This window comes from Winogradskyella algicola (assembly GCF_005869935.1).
Lineage (GTDB): Bacteria > Bacteroidota > Bacteroidia > Flavobacteriales > Flavobacteriaceae > Winogradskyella > Winogradskyella algicola.
The window spans coordinates 163,745-188,015 of record NZ_SZQF01000005.1; the positions used below are offsets into that span (position 1 = coordinate 163,745).

The window sequence follows — 24,271 nt, forward strand, 5'->3', positions numbered from 1 at the left end:
GGTTAATAAACTTTTATTAACATGTTATCAAAAACGTCGTCTTTTTAATAAGCCATCAATAATTGTAAGTTTACTTTGTTTATTAATGGAATGGCAGGCAAGTAATTTTTTATCCCAGTTTGGTAAAATACTATTTACGGTTTTCTCTGAATAATCTTTAGCCGTTAACAATTCTATTTTATTGATTTTCATACTGTGCCCATATCTTTTTGCACAGTCTTGTGAAGGTCTATATAAATTATTTTTTTCGTCTCTAAATATATTACCAGCCGGACGCGATCTTCTAACATCAGAAACTATTGGGTTCTTGGGATGACTTATCTACTCATCGGAGAATAAATTATCTGAATAAAATAAAAACAATTCATCAAGAGACGAAGCTCCATTGTTTTCTTTTATATTACAAAATAACCAATACTTATTATCATGTTTTAGTATGGTAGAATCCACAGCATGGATTCCTTTCATAAGCGTTTGCTTAAAGTTCCATTTATAAGGAAACTCAACACATTCATAAATATCCACACTATTGTTTGCAGCAGTTTCAGGAATTAAATATAGCTTACCATCTTCTTCTATAATAAAGGGATAAGACATATGGTAATCGTTTTCTATAATGGTTTTAGGCTTTGTATAATTACCTTTTTGGTCCAATTCCATTACTGATATTTTACCTAAACCTTCTTTATATATTAACTCTTCAATAAAAAGATAATACTTATTGTCTTTTTCAACAATAAACGGATCTGCCCAAAACCTATCCTTAGGTGGCACTATCTTTTTGAATCTAAAAAAAGATTTAGACCATTCTTGTTTGGAGTTGAATTTAAAAAGTAGTATCCATTGATTAAAATAGAATGTATTATAAACGAGAGAATTAATCTTTCTTTTAGCAATAACTCCCATCGCCTTTAGAACTTGGAAGTTTGTTGGTGTTAAAAACAATCTATTACTATAAAAATCTAGATCTTCTGACTTTTCTAAACTACTAAAGAATTCATCTGGACCAAGCGTATGTAACTCTTTTAATTTTCTAGGCATCATATTTAATGCCTTCCAATAATATTTATTTTTATTTCTTTTGACACTTAATTTTTCTGTAGCACTAAATGAACCTGATAACTTTAAGCCTCCGTCTAAATCTTCAGATAAAATCTGTAGTATTACACCTGTTACATCCCAATTTTCAAAAACCTCCCAAGTACCTGCAGGTCCTCCTCTATTTACAGTATTGTCGCCGTGATGGTATGACCAGATACCATATCTGGCTATTTTTAGGATGTCTCCTCGTAATATTCTAAAACCTAGCCTTATTAAAATATCTAGATCATATTTTTTTATTTCGGCAATATCATCTTCTATAATATAATCACTAAACTTTTTCTGTTTAGGAACAACAACTATTTCGTCACAACTGACCAGTTCTTTTACTTTTTTAGACTTAAAAGCATCTGGTGTAACTTTAAACAATTTAGAATCTATCTTGTTATATAAAATCCACACTAGCTTTTTTCTCAGTTCATAAATTGTTCTGAACTTAGACTTCTTATTATTGCTAGTGCTACCGTTCTTTATTATAAGGGATATTTCAGCATAATCAAAAGAGTTTAATATTTCGAGCATTTTATAAGCCCAATTAGGAATATTATCGCTGTCTACTAATAATCCGATTTTCAATTTACGATTCATCATTATAATAAAGTATTGAGGTAAAAGCTTTTGTAATTAAATAATTGAAGAAATTCAAATATGCGACATTTTAGTTATATAAAAAAAGTTTTTTGTTTATTGAACTCTTTATAGTATTAAAGCGTAAAGTAAAGGCGAAAAACAAACTATAACTTGCTCATTTTATTACATAAACGAATTTATCTGTAATGTCAACCCAAAAAAATGGCATTTATTTCTCTTTTATGCATATTTACGCAAAATTAACCTGCTTATGGATTCAACCAAAAAAGAAAAGAAAAGTAGATTATATCACTTAGATTTAATTCGTTTTTTCGCTGCTTTGTATGTTGTTCTATATCATTACGGATATAGAGGCTATGCAAAGGATAATTTCTCTATTTTACGATTCCCAGAGCTAGAAAGCTTTTCTAAATACGGTTACCTAGGAGTTGATTTGTTTTTTATAATAAGTGGTTTTGTAATTCTTTTGTCTGTAAGGAAGTCTAGTTTTATGGACTTTATGATTTCAAGGATAACGCGTTTATATCCAGCTTATTGGTTCTGCGTAATTTTAACCGCGTTAGTAATTTATTTCTTTGACGGAAATATTTTTAAGGTAACCTTACCACAGGTTTTATTTAATCTAACAATGTTAAATGGCTTTTTTGGTGTTGAATACGTAGATGGGGTGTATTGGTCATTATTAATAGAACTTAAATTTTATATATTGATAGGTTTGATATTGCTATTTAGACTAATGAAGCATATCAAACTTTTTGCCTACATTTTGTTGTTCTTCGCTATCGCCCAGTTAATAGTTCCGTTTAAAGATGCACCTACATTACTAAAAGTTATTTATTATGTAACCTTTGCAAAGTATAGTGCATACTTTGTTGCAGGAATGTTTTTCTATTTAATTAAAACAGGAAAAAGATCAATTTTCAATATAATTCCTATACTTATTTCCTATGTAGTTGCAATATTATACGCTGTTGGAAAGGTACAAGATAGAAACCTAAGATATGATAATGCATACGATGTGAATGTAGTTGCTATTCTTATCACAGTATTTTTCATCCTTATGTTTTTAATAAGCTATGGTAAGTTAATGTTTTTGAATAAAAGAATATTTTACTATTTCGGTATACTAACCTACCCTTTGTATTTAATACATCAAAATATAGGTTTTATAATATTTAATACACTCGGAAAATCAATGAACAAATGGTTATTGCTTAGCATAGTTTTGATTCTTATGATATATGCCTCATATTTAATACATAAATTCATCGAAAAGCCTCTAAGTAGATCAATAAGAAATAAGCTAACCAATAGCAAGCTTTTAAATACTATAAGACTAAGGACAGAGCCCACAAAGCTAGGTGTTAAAAATTAAAAGATGCATCAATTCCAAATCAATATTTCAATTAAGAAATTAAAAACCTTAAATCCTAAAACGGTAATTAACATCATTATCAATTTTTAGATAACACAGATTTTAGATAATTCTCATTTAATTATAACACTTAAAGAAAAATCAAATAGCTTACAAATAAACAGAAATGGCTTCTATAAATATAAAATCATTAATTTCTAGTTTAGTATCAAAGCTAAAAAGTCCTTTAGTAAGAAATGTAATTATTGTAGCCCTAGTTACACTTTTCATAAAGGTTTTAGCCTTTTATAAAGAGACAATTATTGCTAGTAAATTTGGTTTAGGGTTCGATCTAGATACATTTTTAGTTGCTTTACTTATACCCTCTTTTATTCAAAGTGTATTTCTTAACTCATTAACAAACTTGTTTATTCCTAATTATATTGTAGAGTTAAAGAATAAGGGTAACATTGCTGGTTTTCAGAGTATCGTTTTTTTAATGGCATTTGCGGTAGCATTATTTTCAACACTTTTAGCATATTTTGTTATTGATTTATTTCTTGAAGAGGTGTTTCCTAACAAATCCGCAGAATATTATTTGCAAGTAAAGAAGCAGCTTTTTATCATTTTACCCTGTTTAGCATTATGGGGTTTTACGTCTGTTATATCTGGTCTTTTAGAAATTGGCAATAAATTTTTGGTATCAACAATTCAAGGTGTATTCCCTATCCTTACTGTAATTATATGCTTATTGTATTTCAAGTCTTACTTTGGAGATATGGTTCTGGCTTATGGTAGTCTGTTTGGGAGTATCATTAGTTTTATATTCATTCTATTATTTGGATTACACCATAAAGTCATATACATAGGTAAGCCGGTAATGAACAAAAACTCTTGGGAAATGGTCAATCAGTTACCGCCCAAAATTTCTTCAAGTTTTTTATCTGCTATGAATAATTTTATCGATCAGTTTTTTGCTGGTCAACTAGCTATAGGCTCTATTGCAGCTTTAAATTATGGTAATAGATTTCCTGCTTTTGGTGTCACAATTGTTATTATGGCATTTGGAAGCGTTCTTTTACCACATTTTTCTAGACTAGTTAATGAAGATTTAAAAATGGCTTATAGTCATCTTTTTAAAACTTTAAAAATGATTTTTTTCTCTGGTATTATAGTAGTCGTGATTCTTATTTTGTTTTCTGATTCTATTATAGAATTGTGGTTAGAACGTGATGAATTTACAGCTGAAGACACTATTAAGGTATCTAGAATTCAGCAAATTCTTCTCATTAATGTACCTTTTTATTTGTGTACTAGGATAATAGTAAAATTCTTAACGAGCATAAATAAAAATAAATTTATGGCTTGGGTGTCACTCCTCAATTTAGTAGTCAATGTTATTTTAAACATAATATTAATAAAATACTATGATGTTTATGGACTGGCATTTAGTACAACATTAGTATTAATTATTAGTAGTTTTTTCTATTTTGGTTTTACTTATAAACAATATAAAAAATTAAGTTTATGAAAATTGATTTTCTAGTCAACTCTTTAGTTCCTGGTGGAGCGGAAAGAGTTCTTGTTTTACTTGCTAATTTTTTTAAAAAACAAGGGCATGACGTTACGATAATAACTTTTAACGAACCTGAGATATGGAAGCCAGATCCAGAAATCACAAGAGCAAGATTACATGACGGAAAGATTAAAAATCATATGGTAAGGAGTTTGGTTAATCTTACAAAGTACTATTCTAAAAAGAAAAACAGACCAGATGTGCTTATTTCATTTATGATTCAAACTAACTTAATAGGTATACTAGTTAGTAAGCTATATAGAATAAAGGTTATCGCATCAGAGCACAACAACCACCTAAAGGAGACTGACCGTATTGGGCGAATGACAAGGAAATATTTTTATAGATTAGCCAATAAACTAACCGTATTAACTCATTTTGATAAAATTCACTATGATAAATTAGGTGTAGACACTTATGTGATGCCAAATCCATGTACATTTGATATCTATGAAGAAGAAGTAAGAAAAAGAGAGAAAATCATTTTAGCTGTTGGAGCTTTAAATAGATATCACCATAAAGGATTTGATAATCTTATTAAATTGATAGCACCTATCCTAAAGAAACACAAGGATTGGAAACTTAAGTTGGTAGGTGGTGGAACCAAAGGAACTAACTTTTTAAAGGCACTTGTAGATGAGCATAATATACAAGACAAAGTTATATTTACTGGATTTTCAACAGAGGTATCGGATATAATGAAAAAATCGGATATTTACATTATGACGTCTCGTTGGGAAGGATTACCAATGGTACTTATAGAAGCCATGTCTCAAGGTTTGGTTTGTATTTCATATGATTGTAAAACTGGTCCCTCAGAAATTATTGAAAATGAAACAAACGGAATTTTAGTAGAAGATCAAAATATTGAAGAAATGTCTCTAAAATTAGAAGAACTTATTAATAACCCAGACAAAAGAAATAAGTTAGCAAAAGCAGCCACAGAATCGTTAGACAGGTATGACATATCCTCAATTTATGATAGGTACATGAAAATTATAAACAGCTTTTAATGTGAAACTAAAGACATTAATACATATCTGTTTTCTGTTACCTTTTGTTTTTACTTTATTTAATGCACAGGTTTTAATAAGTATCTTAGTATATGATGTATATGCTCAGATAATGGCTTATGCAAATTTAGGCCTGCTCGTTTTAGGTGTTATACTCTTGTTTAAAAATCATGGGGAATTCTCTAGAACAGCTAAAATGTGGATAATTTTTTTCATACTTTATTTTACAATTGGTATGACAGCTGGCATTATACACGATCATCCGTCTAATATAATTGTCAGCATTATTCCTTTATTTTATGTTGTTGGTTTCTACTACTACCTAAGCTTTTCAGAAAATAGAGTTTTGTTTGAAAAGGTAGCATTCATATGTCTTATAATTGTTTGTCTGTTATGTATTCATTGGTATAACATAAACTTTGATTTAGATAAAGGAGGTGTACATATATACACCGTGGACAGGGCACAAGGAGTTTACGGTGATGCAAATAATATGGCTTTAACTTCAATAATAGCTTTTGTTTTTGTCTACAAGATCTTTCAGCCAAAAAATAAAATGCTTTACATTTTAAAATTAGCATTATTGTTTGCCATGTTTTATAGCTTATTTGTAACTTTTTCAAATACAGGCTTCATGGTACTTATTGTATCATTGGTGATGTTAAACCACAACTTTTTTAAAGGCATAAGACTTCTTATAGGAATTATATTAATACCAGTCCTCTATATATTTTTACTTAATTTAAACAACTTAACAGCAGACCTGGATTTGGTTGGGCAGCAGCGAGATAAAATAAATAATATTGTAAATATAGTATCTCTTAATTTTGATAAGGTTGATGATTCTGGGCGAAATGAGTTGGTTGCAAAACTTTTAACTTACGTATACGAAAATCCTTTTTTTGGTAATGGTGTAGATTTTGCAATTTCAAAACACGGTCATAATACAATTATAGGTGTTTGGGCAGATGCTGGTTTATTTGTCCTTTTGTTTTTCTTAGGAATGCTCTTTACTTATTTTGTTAGGGCTATAAAATCTTCCACTGAAACTAGATTCTTTGTATTACCTCTTTTAATTGCTATGTGCATATTTATGCTTAGTCTCCAAACTATAATTAACCAACCATATTTGATAGCCTTTTTTATGTACATTGGGTATAAAATAGATTTTGCTCAAGAAAACGAGGAGGAGGATGTGACACAAATTGAAGAGTGAAATTTTAAACCAATTTTAATTACTGATGTTTAAAATCAATCATAAAGTATTAAATGTTGTATTACTAATACTTCTCGCTGTCATAGTTGTAAGAAACAACTACTTAAGTAAGTTAGGATTGATCCTATTCCAAGACAGTACTCACAATTATAAATCAAACAGAGAATACAAACAACAACTAGACCTATATGAGGTATACTCAAAAAATCAATGTAATTATGTAATGCTTGGTAATTCTATAACTCAAAATGTTAATTGGAACGAGTTATTAAATAGAACAGACATCATTAATCGTGGTATAGGCATGGATGTTACTGCGGGTTTTAAAGAAAGACTAAATCATGTAACTAATTTAAATCCAAGATATTGTTTTATTATGGGTGGTATAAATGATATTCTTTTTGACATCAAAGTTGATGAAATTCTTACTAATTACAAGGACATTCTTCTCGCTTTAAAAGCTGAGAATATTATTCCAATAATCCTAAGCACCCTCTTTGTTTCTGATAGTTATGAAAATGCTAATTCTATAAATAAAAAAGTAGGTAGTTTAAATTTAAGACTTATTGAATTAAGCAAATCACTTAATGTAAAATATTTAGACTTAAACAATATACTTTCTGCAAATAAAAATCTCAAAGATTCTTACACCACAGATGGAATTCACCTCAATGGAAAAGGCTACCTTGAATGGAAGAAAATACTTGCTATGGAAATGAAAAATCACCAATTATCCGATTAATAGTAACTGTTATTGCAGATAAAAGTAATTACTTGACAGTTAAAGGAATAATTTTGATTTTTTGACATTGTTAATCATATTTGTAACGTAATCAACCCAAATCTAAAAGCGAAATGCGAATAGTTATTTCCCAAGTAAAATTAGTCTATTATAAGATTCATATTCAATTGTTTTAGATGAAAAAATTTCTGAAACATATAACCTATGGTTTCTTTTTCTTTGTGCTAATCAATCTTTTAATTGTATTAAAGTACGAGTATCCAGCATATAAAGCTATAAAAGAAAAAACCCACAAAAATTACTTAAAGTGGAATAGTATCTATGAAAATAAAAACACTTACGATTTAATAATTTTAGGATCAAGTAGATCGTATACTGGTTTTAATCCAAAAGTCATAGACTCTGTATTAAAACTAAAATCATTTAATATGGGAACTTCTGCACAAGATATAGCAGAGTCCTATCACTCTTTAGTTGAAATATTAAATTATCAAAACCCTAAATACGTAGTTCTTGAAACATTTTTAGACCTATCTGACGATATACATGATTATTATCAGATTTTCTCAAATGCTTCCTTTTTTAAATCTTCATCAAATAAATTTGAATTAATCACTAATGGTTATGGAAGCAACGGAATGGCCAACTATATCATACCATTAATGAAGTTTAATAATTACATAAAACAAGATATTATTGCTGTTTTTTCTAACACAGCTCAAAAAGCACCTGAAACCGATTGGTATAAAGGATATTTAAAAGATACATTAATTATTACAAAAAAGAAGATAGCTGCTTTAAGTCCTGTGCCAAATTTTGACAATACACCTTTTAATAAAGAGCGATTTAACACTTATTTTAGCAAGATAAACGAGTTAACCAAATCTAAAGGAATTAAACTAATAGTCTTAAGAGCCCCTTACCCTCCTACTCGACTTAAACTCGATGATAATACAGATGAAGAGAGTTTTTATAAAAACTATTTTAAAAACATCAAAGATGTTGAGTACTACGATTTAAACCATTATAAAGCTGATATATTCAAATATATAGATGAAGACTTTTCAGATCATCACCATGCTAATCTCACAGGTGCTAATAAAATTAGTCTTCAACTCTCTGATATTATAAAAACCAATTAAACTAATTTATAACTACTATGCTATTTAATTCAATAGAATTTTTCATCTTCTTACCTATAGTATTTGCTATATATTGGCTCATTGGTAATAATCGCATTAGACAACAAAATCTTTTGATTGCGATAGCTAGCTATGTATTCTATGGTTGGTGGGATTGGAGATTTTTGTTTTTGATTTTGTTTAGCTCTTTGGTAGATTACACTATAGGTTTAAAGCTCGAATCTGAGGATAAACCATCCAAACGCAAAGCATTATTATGGGTTAGTATTTGTGTAAATCTAGGTTTCCTTGGTTTCTTTAAGTACTACAACTTTTTTGTTGATAGTCTTGTTGACTCCTTTACCTTTTTTGGTAGTGAACTAAGCATTAACACATTAAACATTATTCTTCCAGTAGGTATAAGTTTTTATACTTTTCAAACTTTAAGCTATACCATAGATGTTTACAATAAAAAATTAGAGCCAACTAAAGATTTTCTGGCTTTTATGGCTTTTGTTAGCTTTTTCCCTCAATTAGTTGCCGGACCTATTGAAAGAGCCACTAACCTATTACCTCAGTTTCATGTAAAAAGAGAATTTGTTTATAAAAATGCTGTTGATGGGCTACGCCAAGCACTTTGGGGATTATTCAAAAAAGTTGTAATTGCTGATAATTGTGCAACTTATGCCAATATGATTTTCAATAATCAAGAGGATTATTCTGGCAGCACACTTCTTATGGGAGCATTTTTCTTTGCTTTTCAAATTTATGGTGATTTTTCTGGGTATTCGGATATAGCTATTGGTATTTCGCGTCTATTTGGTTTTAATCTAAAAAGGAACTTTGCTTTTCCTTATTTCTCAAGGGATATTGCAGAATTTTGGAGACGTTGGCACATATCCTTGTCAACATGGTTTAGAGATTACTTATACATTCCGTTAGGTGGTAGTAGAGGTGGCACAAAGATGAAAGTCCGAAACACATTTATAATTTTCATTGTAAGCGGATTTTGGCATGGTGCCAATTGGACGTTTGTAGTTTGGGGTGCATTAAATGCCATATATTTCTTACCTCTCCTTCTTTTAAATAAGAATAGAGTAAACACCAACCTTGTTGCAGAAGGAAAATATTTGCCAACAATGAGGGAGGTATTCCAAATGGCAACAACCTTTTTTATAACCTTAATTGCGTGGATATTTTTTAGAGCAGATAACGTAACAAATGCATTTGTATACATTAAAGACATGTTTACAACATCATTATTTACTACACCTGAAATTTTACCATTTACAATTTTAGCCTTAGTAGCTTTTTTTACATTTATAGAGTGGCTAGGGAGATCTGGCGAATATGCCATTGAAAAAGTTGACTTTATGAAACGCCCTGTTCGATGGTGCTTCTATTTCTTACTGGTTGTATTAATATTTAGCTTTACTGGCGAACAGCAAGAATTCATTTACTTCCAATTCTAAGATTGATGAAAAAGTTTATTAAAAACTGTGTTTTATTTTTTCTATTGTTATTAATAGTAGGTGAATTTGTCGTAAGGTTTACTCATGCTGTTTCAGATATACCAAGAAGAACAATAGACGATACAGGTATTCAAAAATACTTTACAAATCAAACTGGTTATTGGAAAGGTGGTGACCATAAATGGAAGATTAACGAATTAGGCTGGCCAGGTGATTTACCCTCTTCTTTTGATAAATTAATAACTATTATTGGGGATTCTTACATTGAAAATTTTATGAATCCTAATGAGTGTCATCAAGGTCCACTTTTAAAGAAAAGAATGTCGGAATATAATTTTATGGAAGCTGGAAGATCTGGTGTGTCTTTTATTGAGGCAATGGAAATCAGTAAGCATTTAGATACACTACAGCCTGTACAAACCCTAATCTATGTTAATGATAATGATTTCTATGAGAGTATTACCGAGATTAAAAAAATGAGAGATATTACTCAACTTAATTTAGAAAAAGATCAGATAATATATGGTGAAATGAAATCTCCAGGATTAAAAAAAGTTCTGTACAATTGGAAATTACTCTACTACTTTTATAACAGATATCCGATTAACTTTTCAAACGAGAATAAGGAAAATGAAATAAAAGAAACAGAGCTTGATAAAACATTAAAGTTTAAAAATGAAATTTTAGAATTATTTAAGTTTATTAAGAATAATTATGAAACATATAATAAGACTTTAATTTTTCACCCCAAAACCAACGACTATTTCATAAAGTTGGCCAAAGAACATGGATTTAATACTATCGTATTAGACTCTAGTAAGGATAATAAATCATGGACGTTTGATTATGATTCTCATTGGACATGTTATGGGCACGAACAAGTAGCCAATCAAGTTACGATTGGTTTGAATGAATACTTTAAAGGAAAAGGCCAATAAAATGATTAAATCTAAATCTGATTATAAAGACTACCTTAATAAAGATAAAATTGCACTAGGCATCAAATCCTCTAGTTTTGAGAGTAAGCTAATTAACTTCATCTCACCAAATCCTATATGGACGTTTCAAAAATCGCTGAGAAAGTTAGAATATTATACAAATTGCAAAAACACAGGAATTAATAAAATCTATTGTTATTATTTAAGATACAGATTCAAAAAAATATCTATAAAACTTGGCTTTTCAATTCCTATTAATGTCTTTGGACCAGGACTTTCGATTGTACATTACGGTTCTATAGTCGTCAATTCTGCATCATCAATAGGTGCAAATTGTCGTATGCATGCTGGTATAAATATTGGTGCGTCTGGTGGTAAAAAAGAAGCTCCGCAGTTAGGTGACAATATATATATAGCGCCAGGAGCAAAAATTTATGGCAACATAAAAATTGCAAATAACTGTGCTATAGGTGCCAATGCAGTTGTTCATAAATCTTTTGAAGAAGAAGGTATTATGATTGCAGGAAATCCTGCGAAAAAAATAAAAGCTATTGATATACGAAAAATCATAAAACACATTCAATAGTTTTTTAAATCTTCCTAAATCCAAACCAAAATGGAATCCAACCAAAAAATAAAAATTCTGTTCGTTTTGCCTTCATTAGTACCAGGTGGTGCAGAACGCGTCATTTCATTTGTTGCAAATAATATAGATAGAAATATATTTGAACCGGTTTTAGTCATAGCGGGTTTTGATAAAGATATTGCTTATGATGTTAGTAAAACAAATACCATCTATTTAAAAAAGTCTAGAATCCTTACTGCTATACCCTCTATAATTACAACAATTTTACGCTTAAAACCTGATATTGTAGTTAGCTCCATATCTCATGTTAACACAGCCATGTCGATAATTTCACCACTGTTTAGAAAAACAAAATTTATTGGAAGAGAATCCACAGTTTTAAGCAAACGCAAAAATGAAAAAAAATCCAGAAAATGGTCTCCTGCATATTTTTTACCTGATGGTTTCAAAAATTTAGATAAACTTATTTGTCAATCTCAAGATATGGCTGAGGATATGATAAAAAACTATAACGTACCAAAGGAAAAAACATGTATTATTAATAATCCTATCTCTAGCTTACCTAAAGTAAAACAAAATAAACCAAAGGAGAACGAGAAAAGATTTATTACAGTAGGAAGGTTAACAGAAGTAAAGGGTTATGAGCGTATTTTAGAAATACTTTCAAAAGTAAAAACACCTTTTGTTTATACTATTATTGGTAATGGTAGTCTGAAAGAACAAATATTCAGCAAAGCCAAAGAACTAGGTATAGAGAAAAACATTATTCACATTGAGTTTTCAAACGAGCTAAGTAAACATTTTTCAGAAAACGACATATTCCTACAAGGCTCTTATGTCGAAGGTTTTCCTAATGCAGCTCTAGAAAGCTGTGTAGTTGGTACTCCTGTAATAGCCTTCAAAGCTCCAGGTGGCACAAAAGAAATCATTGATAATGGAGTTAACGGTTATATAGTTGAAAACCAAGAAGAGTTTTTAGAAAAACTAAACGAAAACAAAACGTGGGACCCAAATATTATCAGAGATTCTGTATACAAAAAGTTTAATAGTGAAAAGATTTTAAAAGAATATGAAGATCTTTTTTTAGAGGTGATTAAAAAATAATTCATTTTTCTTTTTAACATAGAAAATCTACAATTATCGATAAAATGAGTTTAGTCAATTAATTGTTGCTATGTTTGGCACTAATATGCATAATATCAACAAGATATTTATTTTATGACCCCAAATCAGAAAAAAAATATTACTATCCTAGCCATATCACTTGCCAGTGGTGGTGCAGAAAAAGTAATCAGCTTACTTTTAAAGGAATTAAGACATGATTACAACGTTACTCTAGTTCTTTTTCATAAAGTTTTACACTTCCCTGTTCCTGAAGGTGTAGAAATTTTCGCCATAAGCGATAAACATGCTAATAGACCTTTTTACAAGAAGTTTTTTGATTCCATTAGCTTTATTTTTAGGTATTACCGTTTCATCAAAAAGAATAATATTGAAATCTCTGTTTCATTTTTAGCCTTTCCTAATTTAATAAATGGAATTGTGGCTACATTCAATAAAAATGTAAAAACAATTATTAGCGAAAGAGGTTTTCCTTCAGACAATGTAACGAGTAAGTTATCCTTTTATATTTCTAAGATCTTCTACCCTATTTTGTATAACAAATGTGATAAGTTGTTTTCTAATTCTGTTTATATAAATGAAGATTTAAAAGACAATTTTGGCATTAAAATTCCTATGGAGGTTATCTATAACCCAATAGAACTACCAAATAAAGTAATACACCCAGAAAGTCTAAACAACAACACAAACAAGTTAAAGCTTATTACGGCAGGCACCATTAATAAAAGAAAAAATCAGATTATGGTCGTTAGAGCCATAAAGGAATCTAAATTAGATTATGATTTTTCTATTCTTGGTGATGGCAATTTAAGAACTTATTTAACAGAAGAGATAGCAAAGTTTAAATTAGAAGATCAAATTACACTCAAAGGAAGAGTGAAAAAAGTAAATGACTATCTTATAGATAATGAGTGCTTTGTACTTTCATCGTTTACCGAAGGTTTTCCAAATGCTTTGATCGAAGCCATGGCTATTGGTTTACCAAGTGTATCAACAAATTGCTTATCTGGTCCTTTAGAATTATTAAATGAAAACGAACCAATTAACATAAAAAATGGTGAATTTTATATAGGAAAATATGGTTTGTTGGTTAATAATGACGATCATATCGGACTAAGTAAAGCTTTAGATTATTACCATCAAAACCCTGCCGAAAGAGTACGCTTTAGTCGATTAAGTTTAGAACGCGCAAAAGCTTACGAACTAAAATCTATTTACAGCCAATTCAACCAATTTATTAAAAGCTAAGTATATGTGCGGAATTAACGGACTTATAGATAAAACCAAGATGAGTGAAGACAAAATGTCTTCTGTACTCAATGCTATGAACAATCTTATCATTCATAGAGGACCTGATGAGGACGGTGTCTTTGCAGAACAAAACGACACTTTTACGGTAGGTATGGCGATGCGTCGTTTGTCTATTATAGATTTATCATCTGGAAAGCAACCCATTTTTTCTGATGATAAGCAGATTATTATTGTTTTTAATGGTGAAATCTACAATTACAGAACTATTAAAGCTAGATTAGTTTCAGAAGGTGTAACCTTCAATACTACCAGTGATACTGAAGTTATTTTAAAGGCCTACGAAAAATATGGTGTTGAGTCTTTTCAATGGTTAGATGGCATGTATGGTTTCAGTATATATGACAAAAAGATAAACAAACTTTTTATTGCCAGAGATTTCTTTGGTGAAAAACCATTATACTATACGCAAAATGACAATCAGTTTTTATGGGCTTCAGAATTAAAGTCTATTATAAAAACTATTGACTATAAGCCAGATATTTCAAAAAAAGGATTGAATCTTTACTTTAGATTAACCTACATTCCTGCTCCACATACCATTTATGAAGGTATTCACAAACTTGAGGCTAATCATTATTTAGAATATGATTTTGAGTCATTTCAATATAGCATTCATAAAATCAACCACGAACCGGCACCAAAAACAGCAGATATTTCTTTTGAAGATGCAAAAGCAAAAACTAGAGAACTGGTTTACAATAGTGTAGATAGCAGATCAATCGCAGATGTTGGACTAGGAACATTTTTATCTGGTGGTGTAGATTCGTCTATCGTGTCGCTTTGTTTATCGCAAGCTACAGATAAAAAAATTGATACTTTCTCAATAGGTTTTAAAAAAGCCTCTTATGATGAAACCGATAAATCTCGTGTGGTTGCTAAAATGTTAGACAGTAATCATCATGAGTTTATCATAGATGAAGATGATTTAAAGCACAATATCCATGAGATACTCGTTAATTTTGATGAGCCTTTCTCAGATACTGCAGCCTTGCCTACGCACCTACTTTCAGAAAAAACCAGAGCACACGTTACTGTGGCACTAACTGGTGATGGTGGTGACGAAGTTTTTGGAGGTTACAATAAGTATTACATTGGCAAGATGAACAAAAGGTACACAAGTGTGGTACCAAAAACGCTTCATAAAACTATTGCCAAACTAAGTAACAAATACTTAATCAATAAAGATGATACGCGTGGTAAGAGATTTCAAATTAATAAGTTATTAAACGCTATCAACTACGAAGGTGATTTTTATTGGGATATCATTTCATTAGCCAATACGAGCAAACTACTATCAGAAATAATGCAAGACGATTATTACGATAGGGATTTATTTCAAGAGTATAAAGAGGTTTTAGGTAAACAAAAGATTGAAAGCCTTACAGACTTTAGGCTTGTAGACAAGATTTTGAGTCTTGAAGGTGGTATGTTAGCAAAGGTAGACAGAACCAGTATGCTTACCTCTTTAGAATGTAGAGCGCCATTTTTAAATAAATCGATTTGGGAGTTTACAAACACATTACCAGAAAGCTATCTAATGAAGGGATGGAACAAAAAGTACATTCTAAAAGAAGCCTTTAGAGATCAATTTCCGCAAGACTTTTTAGAAAAAGGCAAAAGCGGATTTGGTTCACCTACAGGAGATTGGCTAAGACAAAGTCTTCGAAAAGAATTAGAAAGTTATATAGAGCCAGAAATGCTTAAAAAACAAGGCATTTTTAAAGTAGACGTTATAACCAAGTTGGTTCAAGATCACCTTGACAGCAAAAAAGATAGCACCTTTAGAGTGTGGTCTTACTACTGTTTCCAAAAGTGGTATAAATTTAATTTTCTAAATGAAAACTAATACAATGCAAAAGAAGAGAGTACTTATTATAGCATCCTTTGCTGGTTCTTTAATTCGGTTTAGAGGTGATTTCATCAAAAGCCTAGTTGCTAATGGTTTTGAGGTTTTTACAGCGTCACCAAGCTATACCAAAGAAGATTTACAATTAATAAAAGAACGTGGTGCACATCCTATAGAATTTAATTTACAACGTACAGGTTTAAACCCTTTCAAGGATTTTAAATCCATATTAGAATTAAAATCTATAATGAAGGAAAACAAAATTGATTTAGTTTTCCCTTATACTGTAAAACCAGTAATCTATGGCTCATTAGCAGCCAACATGATTAAAGTTCCCGTAATTTCATTAATTACAGGATTAGGCTTTGCCTTTACCGGACTTACGCGTAAGGCAAGAATATTACAGCGCTTCAATGAAACATTATACAAGCTTTCAATTAGAAAAAACAAGTTTATTGTCTTTCAAAACAAGGACGATTATCAATTGTTCTTAGATCGTAAAGTAATTTCAAAAAAACAACCTGTAGCGTTCGTAAGTGGCTCTGGTGTTAATCTCAATGAATTCACTTTCAAAGAAAAAAATCCAACAGATAAAGTTAGTTTTTTACTTATTGCCAGATTGATCAAAGAAAAAGGTATTGCACTATACATGGATGCTGCAAGAGCATTGAAGCCAAAATATCCAAATGCTGAATTTCATGTTATTGGAGCTTTAGAAACCTCTCCTAGCGCTATTAGTGAGGATGAATTACATGAGCTACATGAGAAAAACATTATCGTTTTTCATGGTAGGCAAATGGATGTAGACAAACATCTTCACCAAAGAGATGTTTTTGTACTGCCAAGTTATTACAGAGAAGGCATACCAAGAACAACTCTTGAAGCCCTTGCTTGTGGAAACCCTATAATCACGACAGATTCTGTAGGCTGTCGAGAATCTGTAAAAGATGGTGTAAATGGAAAGCTAATAGAACCTCAAAATTTAAAAGCTCTGGTTGATGCTATGGAATTCTTCATTACGAATCCTGATAAAATAACGGAAATGGGAATGAATAGTCGTAAATATGCTGAAGAACGTTTTGATGTAAATATTATTAATAATGATTTAATTGAGCTTATTAGTCAATCATTAAAATAAATGCTGTTAATTTATTTTAAATTTATAGATTACTAAAACATAAATAACCAACAAATAATCAATCAATTATGTATAAGTTATTTTTAAAAAGACTAATCGATTTTATGATTGCTTTGATTGGACTATTAATTCTGTCGCCAATCATAATCACCATTATAATTTTATTAGCTATAGCCAACAATGGTAAACCGTTTTTCTATCAAAAGAGAACAGGAAAAGGTGGAAAAATATTCACCATAGTGAAGCTAAAAACTATGAATGACAAAAAAGATGCTAATGGTAATCTTTTACCAGACCATATAAGAATTACTAAGGTTGGAGATATTTGTAGACGCTATTCTTTGGATGAAATTCCTCAGCTATTTAATATGTTAAAGGGTGATATGAGTTTGATTGGCCCTCGCCCTCTTCTCCCAAAATACCTTCCACGATACACTAAAGAGCAGTTTAGAAGACACAACGCAACACCTGGAATTACAGGTTGGGCACAGGTTAATGGCAGAAATGCCATAAGCTGGGAAGAAAAGTTTAAGCTAGACACTTATTATGTAGATAATCAATCGTTTATCTTAGATTGTAAAATCTTTTTTAAGACCATTCAAAATGTTATTGGTAAAAAGGATATAAATTCTTCTACCAACCAACCAATGCCAGAATTTATGGGCACTGAAGGTAAAGCTTAATGACTAAGGTTTTGATATTAGTTAATCGGACCTTAAATCTTTAGTATTTAAACTATTGGAGCTAAAATTTAACAACGTAAATATTTACCTTTTATCGTGTTTATTTGGGATGAGCAAGAATATTAACGCATCTTTAAACCGATTTTAGATCGTGTCCCAAATCCCTCTAAGACATGAAATTGAGACAGTAATTATTAATTACTAAACAATTTTACTTATGAAACCGAAAATATGGTTATCGTCACCACATATGAGTGGCAATGAACAGACTTACATAAAAGAAGCTTTTGATACCAATTGGGTTGCGCCATTAGGACCAAATGTCAATGGATTTGAAAAAGACTTAGAGTCCTACCTAAATGAAGACAGACATGTTGCCGCACTGGCTTCTGGAACTTCTGCACTTCACTTAAGCTTGATACTCTTAGGAGTTACAAATGGTGATGAAGTGATCTGCCAAAGCAAAACGTTTTCAGCTTCAGCTAATCCAATAATATATCAAGGTGCCACACCTATTTTTGTGGATAGTGAAGTGGAAACTTGGAACATCTGCCCTATTCAATTAGAAATTGCAATTAAAGACAGAATAGCAAAAGGCAAGAAACCTAAAGTAATAATTGCTGTACATCTCTATGGAATGCCTTATAAGGTTGATGAAATTCATGATGTAGCAAAGAAATATGAAATCCCAGTTATTGAGGATAGTGCTGAATCTCTAGGCAGTCATTATAAAGGTCAAAACTGTGGTACCTTTGGTGATTTATCTATTTTATCTTTTAACGGAAATAAAATTATAACAACTTCTGGTGGTGGTGCTTTAGTAACCAGAAAAGAAGAACATAAAAAACAAGCTGTTTTCCTCGCAACTCAAGCCAGAGACAATGCACCTCATTACCAACATACACACATAGGTTACAACTATAGAATGTCTAATATTATCGCTGGTATTGGCAGAGGACAAATGACTATATTAGATAGCCACGTTGAAAAACGCCGTTCTAACCATGAACTATATTACAATACCTTTAAAGACAATAAACAGATAACTTTTTTAAGAGAACCTGAAGGTCATTTTTCTAATCGTTGGTTATCTTGTATTCTTTTAGATTCTTTTGAAACAAGAGAAGGATTAAGATTAGCTTTAGAAAAAGAAAACATAGAATCCAGACCATTATGGAAACCGATGCATCAACAACCTGTTTTTAAAGATGCTCCGAGTTACCTAAATGGTGTCTCTGATGATTTGTTTAACAGAGGGCTCTGCTTACCTAGTGGATCAAACCTTGGCAAAGAAGAGTTAGATAGAGTAATTTCAGCTATAAATATGTATTTTGCAGTATGTTAGAAAAATTTCTAAATAAAATATCTCAAAGATATGCCTCTAAATGGGTAGTACTGCTATTTGACATAATGGTTGTAGTTGCTGCTTTTTTCTTGGCTTACTTAATTAGGTATAACTTTATTTTAGATTTTGACTTATCGACACTATTACAACAAGTACCTTATGTAATGGTTGTGGCTGCAATAAGTCTAATTGCAGTAGGGTCTTACAAAGGTGTCGTAAGATTTACTGGTTTTAAAGACATCATCAATGTTGTTATTGGTGCAAATATCTTAGCTACAATACTCATATGCTGTACTTTTTTGAGTAGAAAACTTCTAGAAGATAATAGCATTTTTAATATTTCTGGGTCAATTATATATATACATCTACTTCTAAATATTCTTTTTTTAATTGGTGCAAAACTATTTATTAAGTCTCTATACAACCAAATAACACAAGACGTTCATAAGACTGCTAACGTACTTATTTTTGGTGCAGGAAACTCTGGGATGCTTACCTATGACGCCATTCAAAACGACACAAAAAATGGGTTTGAAGTTGTTGGTTTTATAGATGATGATGAAAGAAAAATTGGAAAGAAAATAAACTTGGTAACAGTTTACTGTATTTCTGATATTGATGAAGATTTCATTAAAAAGAATGATGTTGAAGATGTTATTATATCTATTCAGAATATTGATCCTTCAAGGTTACTTCAAATAACAGGAAGCTTATTCAACCTAGGGCTTAAAGTAAAAATAGTACCACCAGTTCAAAGTTGGATAGATGGCGATTTAAGTGTTGGCCAGATAAAAGAAGTTAAAATTGAAGACTTATTAGGGAGAGAACCAATTCATATTAAAAATCCAGACTTAATAGATCAATATGACAACAAAGTTATACTGATTACAGGTGCTGCCGGTTCTATTGGTAGTGAAATATCTAGAAAAGCCAGCCTCTATAACTACAAAAAGCTAATACTTGTAGATAATGCTGAATCTGCTTTATATGACATTCAACAAGAATTTAGACAACAAGGTTTAGATAATATTATTGCTATAGTTGCTGATGTTAGAAATAAAACCAGAATAGATCAGATTTTTAATCTATACAAACCAAAAATTGTATTTCATGCTGCAGCATACAAGCATGTGCCACTAATGGAAAACAATCCTTTTGAAGCTGTTAGTGTAAATATAGGAGGTACCAAAAATGTTGTTGATGTTGCTGTGAAGCATAGTGTAGATAAATTTGTTTTAATATCTACAGATAAGGCTGTAAACCCAACAAACGTTATGGGAGCAACTAAACGTATTGCAGAGTTATACGTATCTTGTTTAAAAGGTAAAGGTCATACTAAATTTATCACCACAAGATTTGGAAATGTATTAGGATCTAACGGTTCTGTTATTCCACTTTTTAAAAGGCAAATTGAAAAAGGAGGTCCTCTGACTGTTACTCATAAAGAAATAACAAGATATTTTATGACGATACCTGAAGCTTGTCAGCTTGTTTTAGAAGCAGCTGCTATGGGTAACGGTGGTGAAATTTTTGTGTTTGATATGGGTGAACCCATTAAAATTTTCAACCTTGCTAAAAACATGATTATACTATCAGGTTTACGCTATCCAGAAGATATTGACATTAAAATCACTGGTTTACGTCCAGGTGAAAAAATCTATGAAGAGTTGTTAGCCGATGGTGAAAACACAAAGAAAACCTATCATGAAAAAATAATGATAGCAAAAACTAGGCATGTCGATATTGAAACTGTTGAAAAACAAATTAATAAATTAACAAGTATTAATTCCTTAACACAGCCATTAGAAATTGTATCTTATATTAAAGCATTAATCCCAGAATATATATCTAATAATTCTACTTACGAAGTTCTAGACTCAAAAAAATAATTTTACAATACCAAAAACTACTCCTAAAAACAAAACCATGAAAAAACGTAACCTTGTACTTCATTTAATAGCAATACTAGTATTGACTTCTTGTGGATCTCGTAAAAATATTATTTACTTCCAAGATGAACCTCTTCAAGGAGATGTTTTAGTATCAGAACCTAAAGAACTAATATATAAACCAGACGACATTCTCACAATTAATGTTTCTGCCTTAGACCCAGACACTGTTGCGCCATTTAACTTAACATTAGTATCTGGTGGAAATATAAATAACCCTTTGACGGCTCAAGGCGGTCTGCAACAACAGACCTATTTGGTAGATTATGAAGGCAATATAGAGTTTCCTGTTTTGGGAACATTAAAGATTGCTGGACTTACCAGAACTGAATTAACCGATATGCTTACAGAAAAGATAAGTGAATATGCTAAGGACCCTATCGTAAACGTAAGATTATCTAACTTCACTTTTACCATATTAGGTGAAGTTCAAAACCCAGGTACGTTTACAATTCCAGATGAGAGAATTACAATTATTGAAGCATTAGGTATGGCTAGTGATTTAACAATTTTTGGAAAACGTAAAAATGTTCTTCTTATCAGAGAAATTGATGGTAAAAAGAAATTTGCAAAGATAGACCTAACCTCAGTAAATGTTATTAACTCGCCTGTCTACTATCTGCAACAGAATGATGTAATATATGTACAACAAAATAACGCAAGAGTTAGAGCGTCTTCATTTAACCAAAACAATAGTGTATTAATATCTGCTATTGGTACATTAGCAACTATTATTGCTGTATTTTTAGTTAGAAATTAAGAAGAGATATATAATTTATGAAATCTAATACATCATCATCTGTAGAATTAAAACAAACTTTAGAACTATTCCTATCGTACTGGAAATGGATTTTACTTTGTGTAATTTTAGCTGTTATTCTTGGTTTTACACAACTTCGCTATGCTGATTTCATATATAAAGCAAATGCAACAATTAAAATTAGAGACGAAGAGCAGTCACAAAAGTTACCAAGTCTAGATGATGTAAAAGCCAATGGCTTGTTTTCTGGTGGCGCTGATAAAATTAAAGATGAAATTAAAATTATAAAATCTCGTGAAATTGCCGAAAGTATCATTAAAAGACTAGATCTAAATATTAGGTACTTTGCTGATGGTAAAATAAAAGAAAAGGAGTATTATAAGAATGCTCCTGTTAAAATAAGTTTTTTTGAAAGTGATTCAATTATTGATAAGGTTAAAGCAGTCTTACATTTAAAAGTAAAATCGCCTACTCAATTTTTACTATTTAATGACAAAGAACAATCTTTATTTGAAAACAGAGAGGATACAGATGGTAAACTGTATGATTTTGGAGAAAAAGTTGAGACTTCATATGGTGGATTTGTAATCGTTCCTAATGTAGGTGAAAATGCACCTGTAGTAGGAAGCAATCTAAAAATTGCAATCACGCCTATATCAAAATTAGTTTCAGCATATTCAAATAATGTCGAAATATTTACCGAAAAAGGATCTAGTGTAATAAGCTTAGAATTGAAAGAAACTGTTGCTCAAAGAGCAATTGATTATTTAGATGAGCTAATCAATGAATATAACAACGATGTCCTTAAAGATAAAGAAGAGGTTGTGAAGGTTACTTCAGACTTCATTACTAATAGATTACAAAAAGTCTCTAAGGAATTAGAAGAGGTAGACTACACTGCTGAAGAGCTTCAAAAAAGTAGAAACATTACATCTTTAGGGGCACAAACAGACCTTAATTTACAAGCTAACAAACAACTAGAACAACAAATTGCTAATACTGCTACAGATATTCAGTTAATCTCTTTTTTACAAGAAGAAATTCAAGCCGAAGACAGAACTAGCGATATGATTCCTGCCGATGTAGGTATTGGCGATGCTTCAACAGCTCAAATGATATCTAGCCATAACGAGTTAGTTGCTGAACGTAACAGAATACTAAAAAATTCAAGTCCGAAAAATCCTGTTGTTATCAATCTTAACGACCAGATTAATGCCATTAAATCTAATTTAGAACGTTCACTAAGCAACATGAAGCAAACTTCTGAGCTAACTTTAAATAACTTAAATAAAGAAAACTCAAGAGTTCGTGGACAACTTTACGCTGCACCAACAAAAGCAAGACAATTTAGAGATATAAAAAGACAACAAGATATTAAAGAATCTTTATATCTATATCTTTTAGAAAAACGGGAAGAATCTGCTATTAGATTGGGTATGTATACACCAAATGCTAAAGTTATTGAGAAGGCATACTCCACCTACCTACCAGTAGCACCTAGTCCAAAAATGACTTACATAGCGTCTTTTTTAATTGGACTTTTAATTCCTATAGGTTTTATATATATATTACAATTAGTAGACACCAAACTGTATATAAAAAACGATTTAATCGATTTATTACCTATTACTTATTTAGGTGATATCCCAAAGACTAGCAAAAAAGAAAAACTAATAAAGCGTGTTGATTACTCTCCTAAAGCTGAAGCTTTTAGAATTGTAAGATCTAATATAGATTTTATTCTAAAAGATTTAAAAAAACAACAAAAAAGGCTTTTTATTACTTCTACCAAAGCGCAAGAAGGTAAATCTCATACGAGTACTAACCTTGCAAGTTCTATATCTTTTTCAGAAAAGTCTGTATTATTAATTGAGATGGATATACGTGTTCCTAAAATTTTAGACTATCTAGGAATTAAGGAAAAACCAAGTAAAGGCCTGTCTGATTATATTGCTGATAGCACCATAAAACCTCAAGATGTTGTTGTAAAACATCCTGAAAATGAATTTTTAGATATTATTCCTTCAGGTACAATACCTCCTAATCCATCAGAATTACTGATGAGCCCTAGAGTAACAGAGCTTTTTAAATATTTTGAAAACAAATATGATTACATTGTTGCAGATACATCTGCTGTAGGATTGGTTAGTGATACTTTACTAATATCTGAATTTGCAGATCTATTTGTATATGTGGTTAGTGTAGATAATGTTGATAAAAGAAGGCTTGTAAATGTAGCACAACCGTTATACGATGATAAACGACTCCCTAACATGACCATGCTTCTAAATGGTGTTAAGCCTGGTAAAAAAGGATATGGTTATGGATACGGTTATGGCAACAATCCTAACAAAAAGAAAAAGTGGTATAGCTTTTCTTAAAACGATTTAAACGTCTTATCTACAAA

18 protein-coding genes and 1 pseudogene are annotated in these 24,271 nt (G+C 30.7%); 18 read left to right on the forward strand and 1 reads right to left on the reverse strand.

Annotated features, from left to right (window positions below):
* Window positions 1-27: 27 nt before the first annotated feature.
* Window positions 28-1,692: pseudogene (locus tag FC091_RS09530) on the reverse strand (glucosamine inositolphosphorylceramide transferase family protein).
* A gap of 250 nt (window positions 1,693-1,942) precedes the next feature.
* Between FC091_RS09530 and FC091_RS09535 the strand changes: the two are divergent.
* From FC091_RS09535 to FC091_RS09620, 18 genes are all read left to right on the forward strand, one after another.
* Window positions 1,943-3,067 carry an acyltransferase family protein gene (locus tag FC091_RS09535; RefSeq protein WP_138434046.1) on the forward strand — a complete coding sequence of 375 codons (1,125 nt, stop codon included), beginning with the start codon at window positions 1,943-1,945 and terminating at the stop codon, window positions 3,065-3,067.
* A 166-nt stretch (window positions 3,068-3,233) separates the two neighbouring features.
* On the forward strand, window positions 3,234-4,577 hold the full coding sequence (gene murJ, locus FC091_RS09540) for a murein biosynthesis integral membrane protein MurJ (RefSeq protein ID WP_138434047.1): 1,344 nt from the start codon (window positions 3,234-3,236) through the stop codon (window positions 4,575-4,577).
* Window positions 4,574-5,635 carry a glycosyltransferase family 4 protein gene (locus tag FC091_RS09545; protein ID WP_138434048.1) on the forward strand — a complete coding sequence of 354 codons (1,062 nt, stop codon included), beginning with the start codon at window positions 4,574-4,576 and terminating at the stop codon, window positions 5,633-5,635. Before murJ ends, FC091_RS09545 begins: the two co-directional genes overlap by 4 nt.
* 1 nt (window position 5,636) lies before the next feature.
* The gene (locus FC091_RS09550; RefSeq protein ID WP_138434049.1) at window positions 5,637-6,851 is read left to right on the forward strand and encodes an O-antigen ligase family protein; all 1,215 of its coding nucleotides are present in this window, start codon (window positions 5,637-5,639) and stop codon (window positions 6,849-6,851) included.
* Between the two features lie 118 nt (window positions 6,852-6,969).
* Window positions 6,970-7,593, forward strand: coding sequence for a GDSL-type esterase/lipase family protein (locus FC091_RS09555; protein ID WP_171032499.1), 624 nt, complete (start codon window positions 6,970-6,972; stop codon window positions 7,591-7,593).
* A gap of 176 nt (window positions 7,594-7,769) precedes the next feature.
* Window positions 7,770-8,735, forward strand: coding sequence for a hypothetical protein (locus FC091_RS09560; protein WP_138434051.1), 966 nt, complete (start codon window positions 7,770-7,772; stop codon window positions 8,733-8,735).
* A 17-nt stretch (window positions 8,736-8,752) separates the two neighbouring features.
* Window positions 8,753-10,186, forward strand: a complete 1,434-nt coding sequence (locus FC091_RS09565) for an MBOAT family O-acyltransferase (protein ID WP_138434052.1) — start codon at window positions 8,753-8,755, stop codon at window positions 10,184-10,186.
* Window positions 10,187-10,191: 5 nt separating this feature from the next.
* Window positions 10,192-11,124, forward strand: a complete 933-nt coding sequence (locus FC091_RS09570; protein WP_138434053.1) for a hypothetical protein — start codon at window positions 10,192-10,194, stop codon at window positions 11,122-11,124.
* Window position 11,125: 1 nt separating this feature from the next.
* Complete coding sequence (locus tag FC091_RS09575) at window positions 11,126-11,710, forward strand: serine O-acetyltransferase (protein WP_138434054.1); 585 nt, start codon at window positions 11,126-11,128, stop codon at window positions 11,708-11,710.
* Between the two features lie 30 nt (window positions 11,711-11,740).
* Window positions 11,741-12,814, forward strand: a complete 1,074-nt coding sequence (locus tag FC091_RS09580; protein WP_138434055.1) for a glycosyltransferase — start codon at window positions 11,741-11,743, stop codon at window positions 12,812-12,814.
* A 114-nt stretch (window positions 12,815-12,928) separates the two neighbouring features.
* Window positions 12,929-14,080: a glycosyltransferase gene (locus tag FC091_RS09585; RefSeq protein WP_138434056.1), complete on the forward strand. Its 1,152-nt coding sequence runs from the start codon at window positions 12,929-12,931 to the stop codon at window positions 14,078-14,080.
* Between the two features lie 4 nt (window positions 14,081-14,084).
* A complete protein-coding gene (asnB, locus tag FC091_RS09590) occupies window positions 14,085-15,989 on the forward strand; it encodes an asparagine synthase (glutamine-hydrolyzing) (RefSeq protein WP_138434057.1) in 1,905 nt (634 codons plus the stop codon).
* Window positions 15,990-15,993: 4 nt separating this feature from the next.
* Complete coding sequence (locus tag FC091_RS09595; protein WP_171032500.1) at window positions 15,994-17,127, forward strand: glycosyltransferase family 4 protein; 1,134 nt, start codon at window positions 15,994-15,996, stop codon at window positions 17,125-17,127.
* A gap of 68 nt (window positions 17,128-17,195) precedes the next feature.
* Window positions 17,196-17,810 carry a sugar transferase gene (locus FC091_RS09600; RefSeq protein WP_138434059.1) on the forward strand — a complete coding sequence of 205 codons (615 nt, stop codon included), beginning with the start codon at window positions 17,196-17,198 and terminating at the stop codon, window positions 17,808-17,810.
* A gap of 217 nt (window positions 17,811-18,027) precedes the next feature.
* Window positions 18,028-19,155 carry a DegT/DnrJ/EryC1/StrS family aminotransferase gene (locus FC091_RS09605; protein WP_138434060.1) on the forward strand — a complete coding sequence of 376 codons (1,128 nt, stop codon included), beginning with the start codon at window positions 18,028-18,030 and terminating at the stop codon, window positions 19,153-19,155.
* Window positions 19,149-21,044 (forward strand): polysaccharide biosynthesis protein, encoded by a 1,896-nt coding sequence (locus FC091_RS09610; RefSeq protein WP_138434061.1) that lies wholly within the window; start codon window positions 19,149-19,151, stop codon window positions 21,042-21,044. The genes FC091_RS09605 and FC091_RS09610 overlap by 7 nt, the downstream gene beginning before the upstream one ends.
* Window positions 21,045-21,081: 37 nt before the next feature.
* Window positions 21,082-21,864, forward strand: a complete 783-nt coding sequence (locus FC091_RS09615; protein WP_138434062.1) for a polysaccharide biosynthesis/export family protein — start codon at window positions 21,082-21,084, stop codon at window positions 21,862-21,864.
* 17 nt (window positions 21,865-21,881) lie between these two features.
* Window positions 21,882-24,245, forward strand: coding sequence for a GumC family protein (locus tag FC091_RS09620; protein ID WP_138434063.1), 2,364 nt, complete (start codon window positions 21,882-21,884; stop codon window positions 24,243-24,245).
* Window positions 24,246-24,271 lie beyond the last annotated feature (26 nt).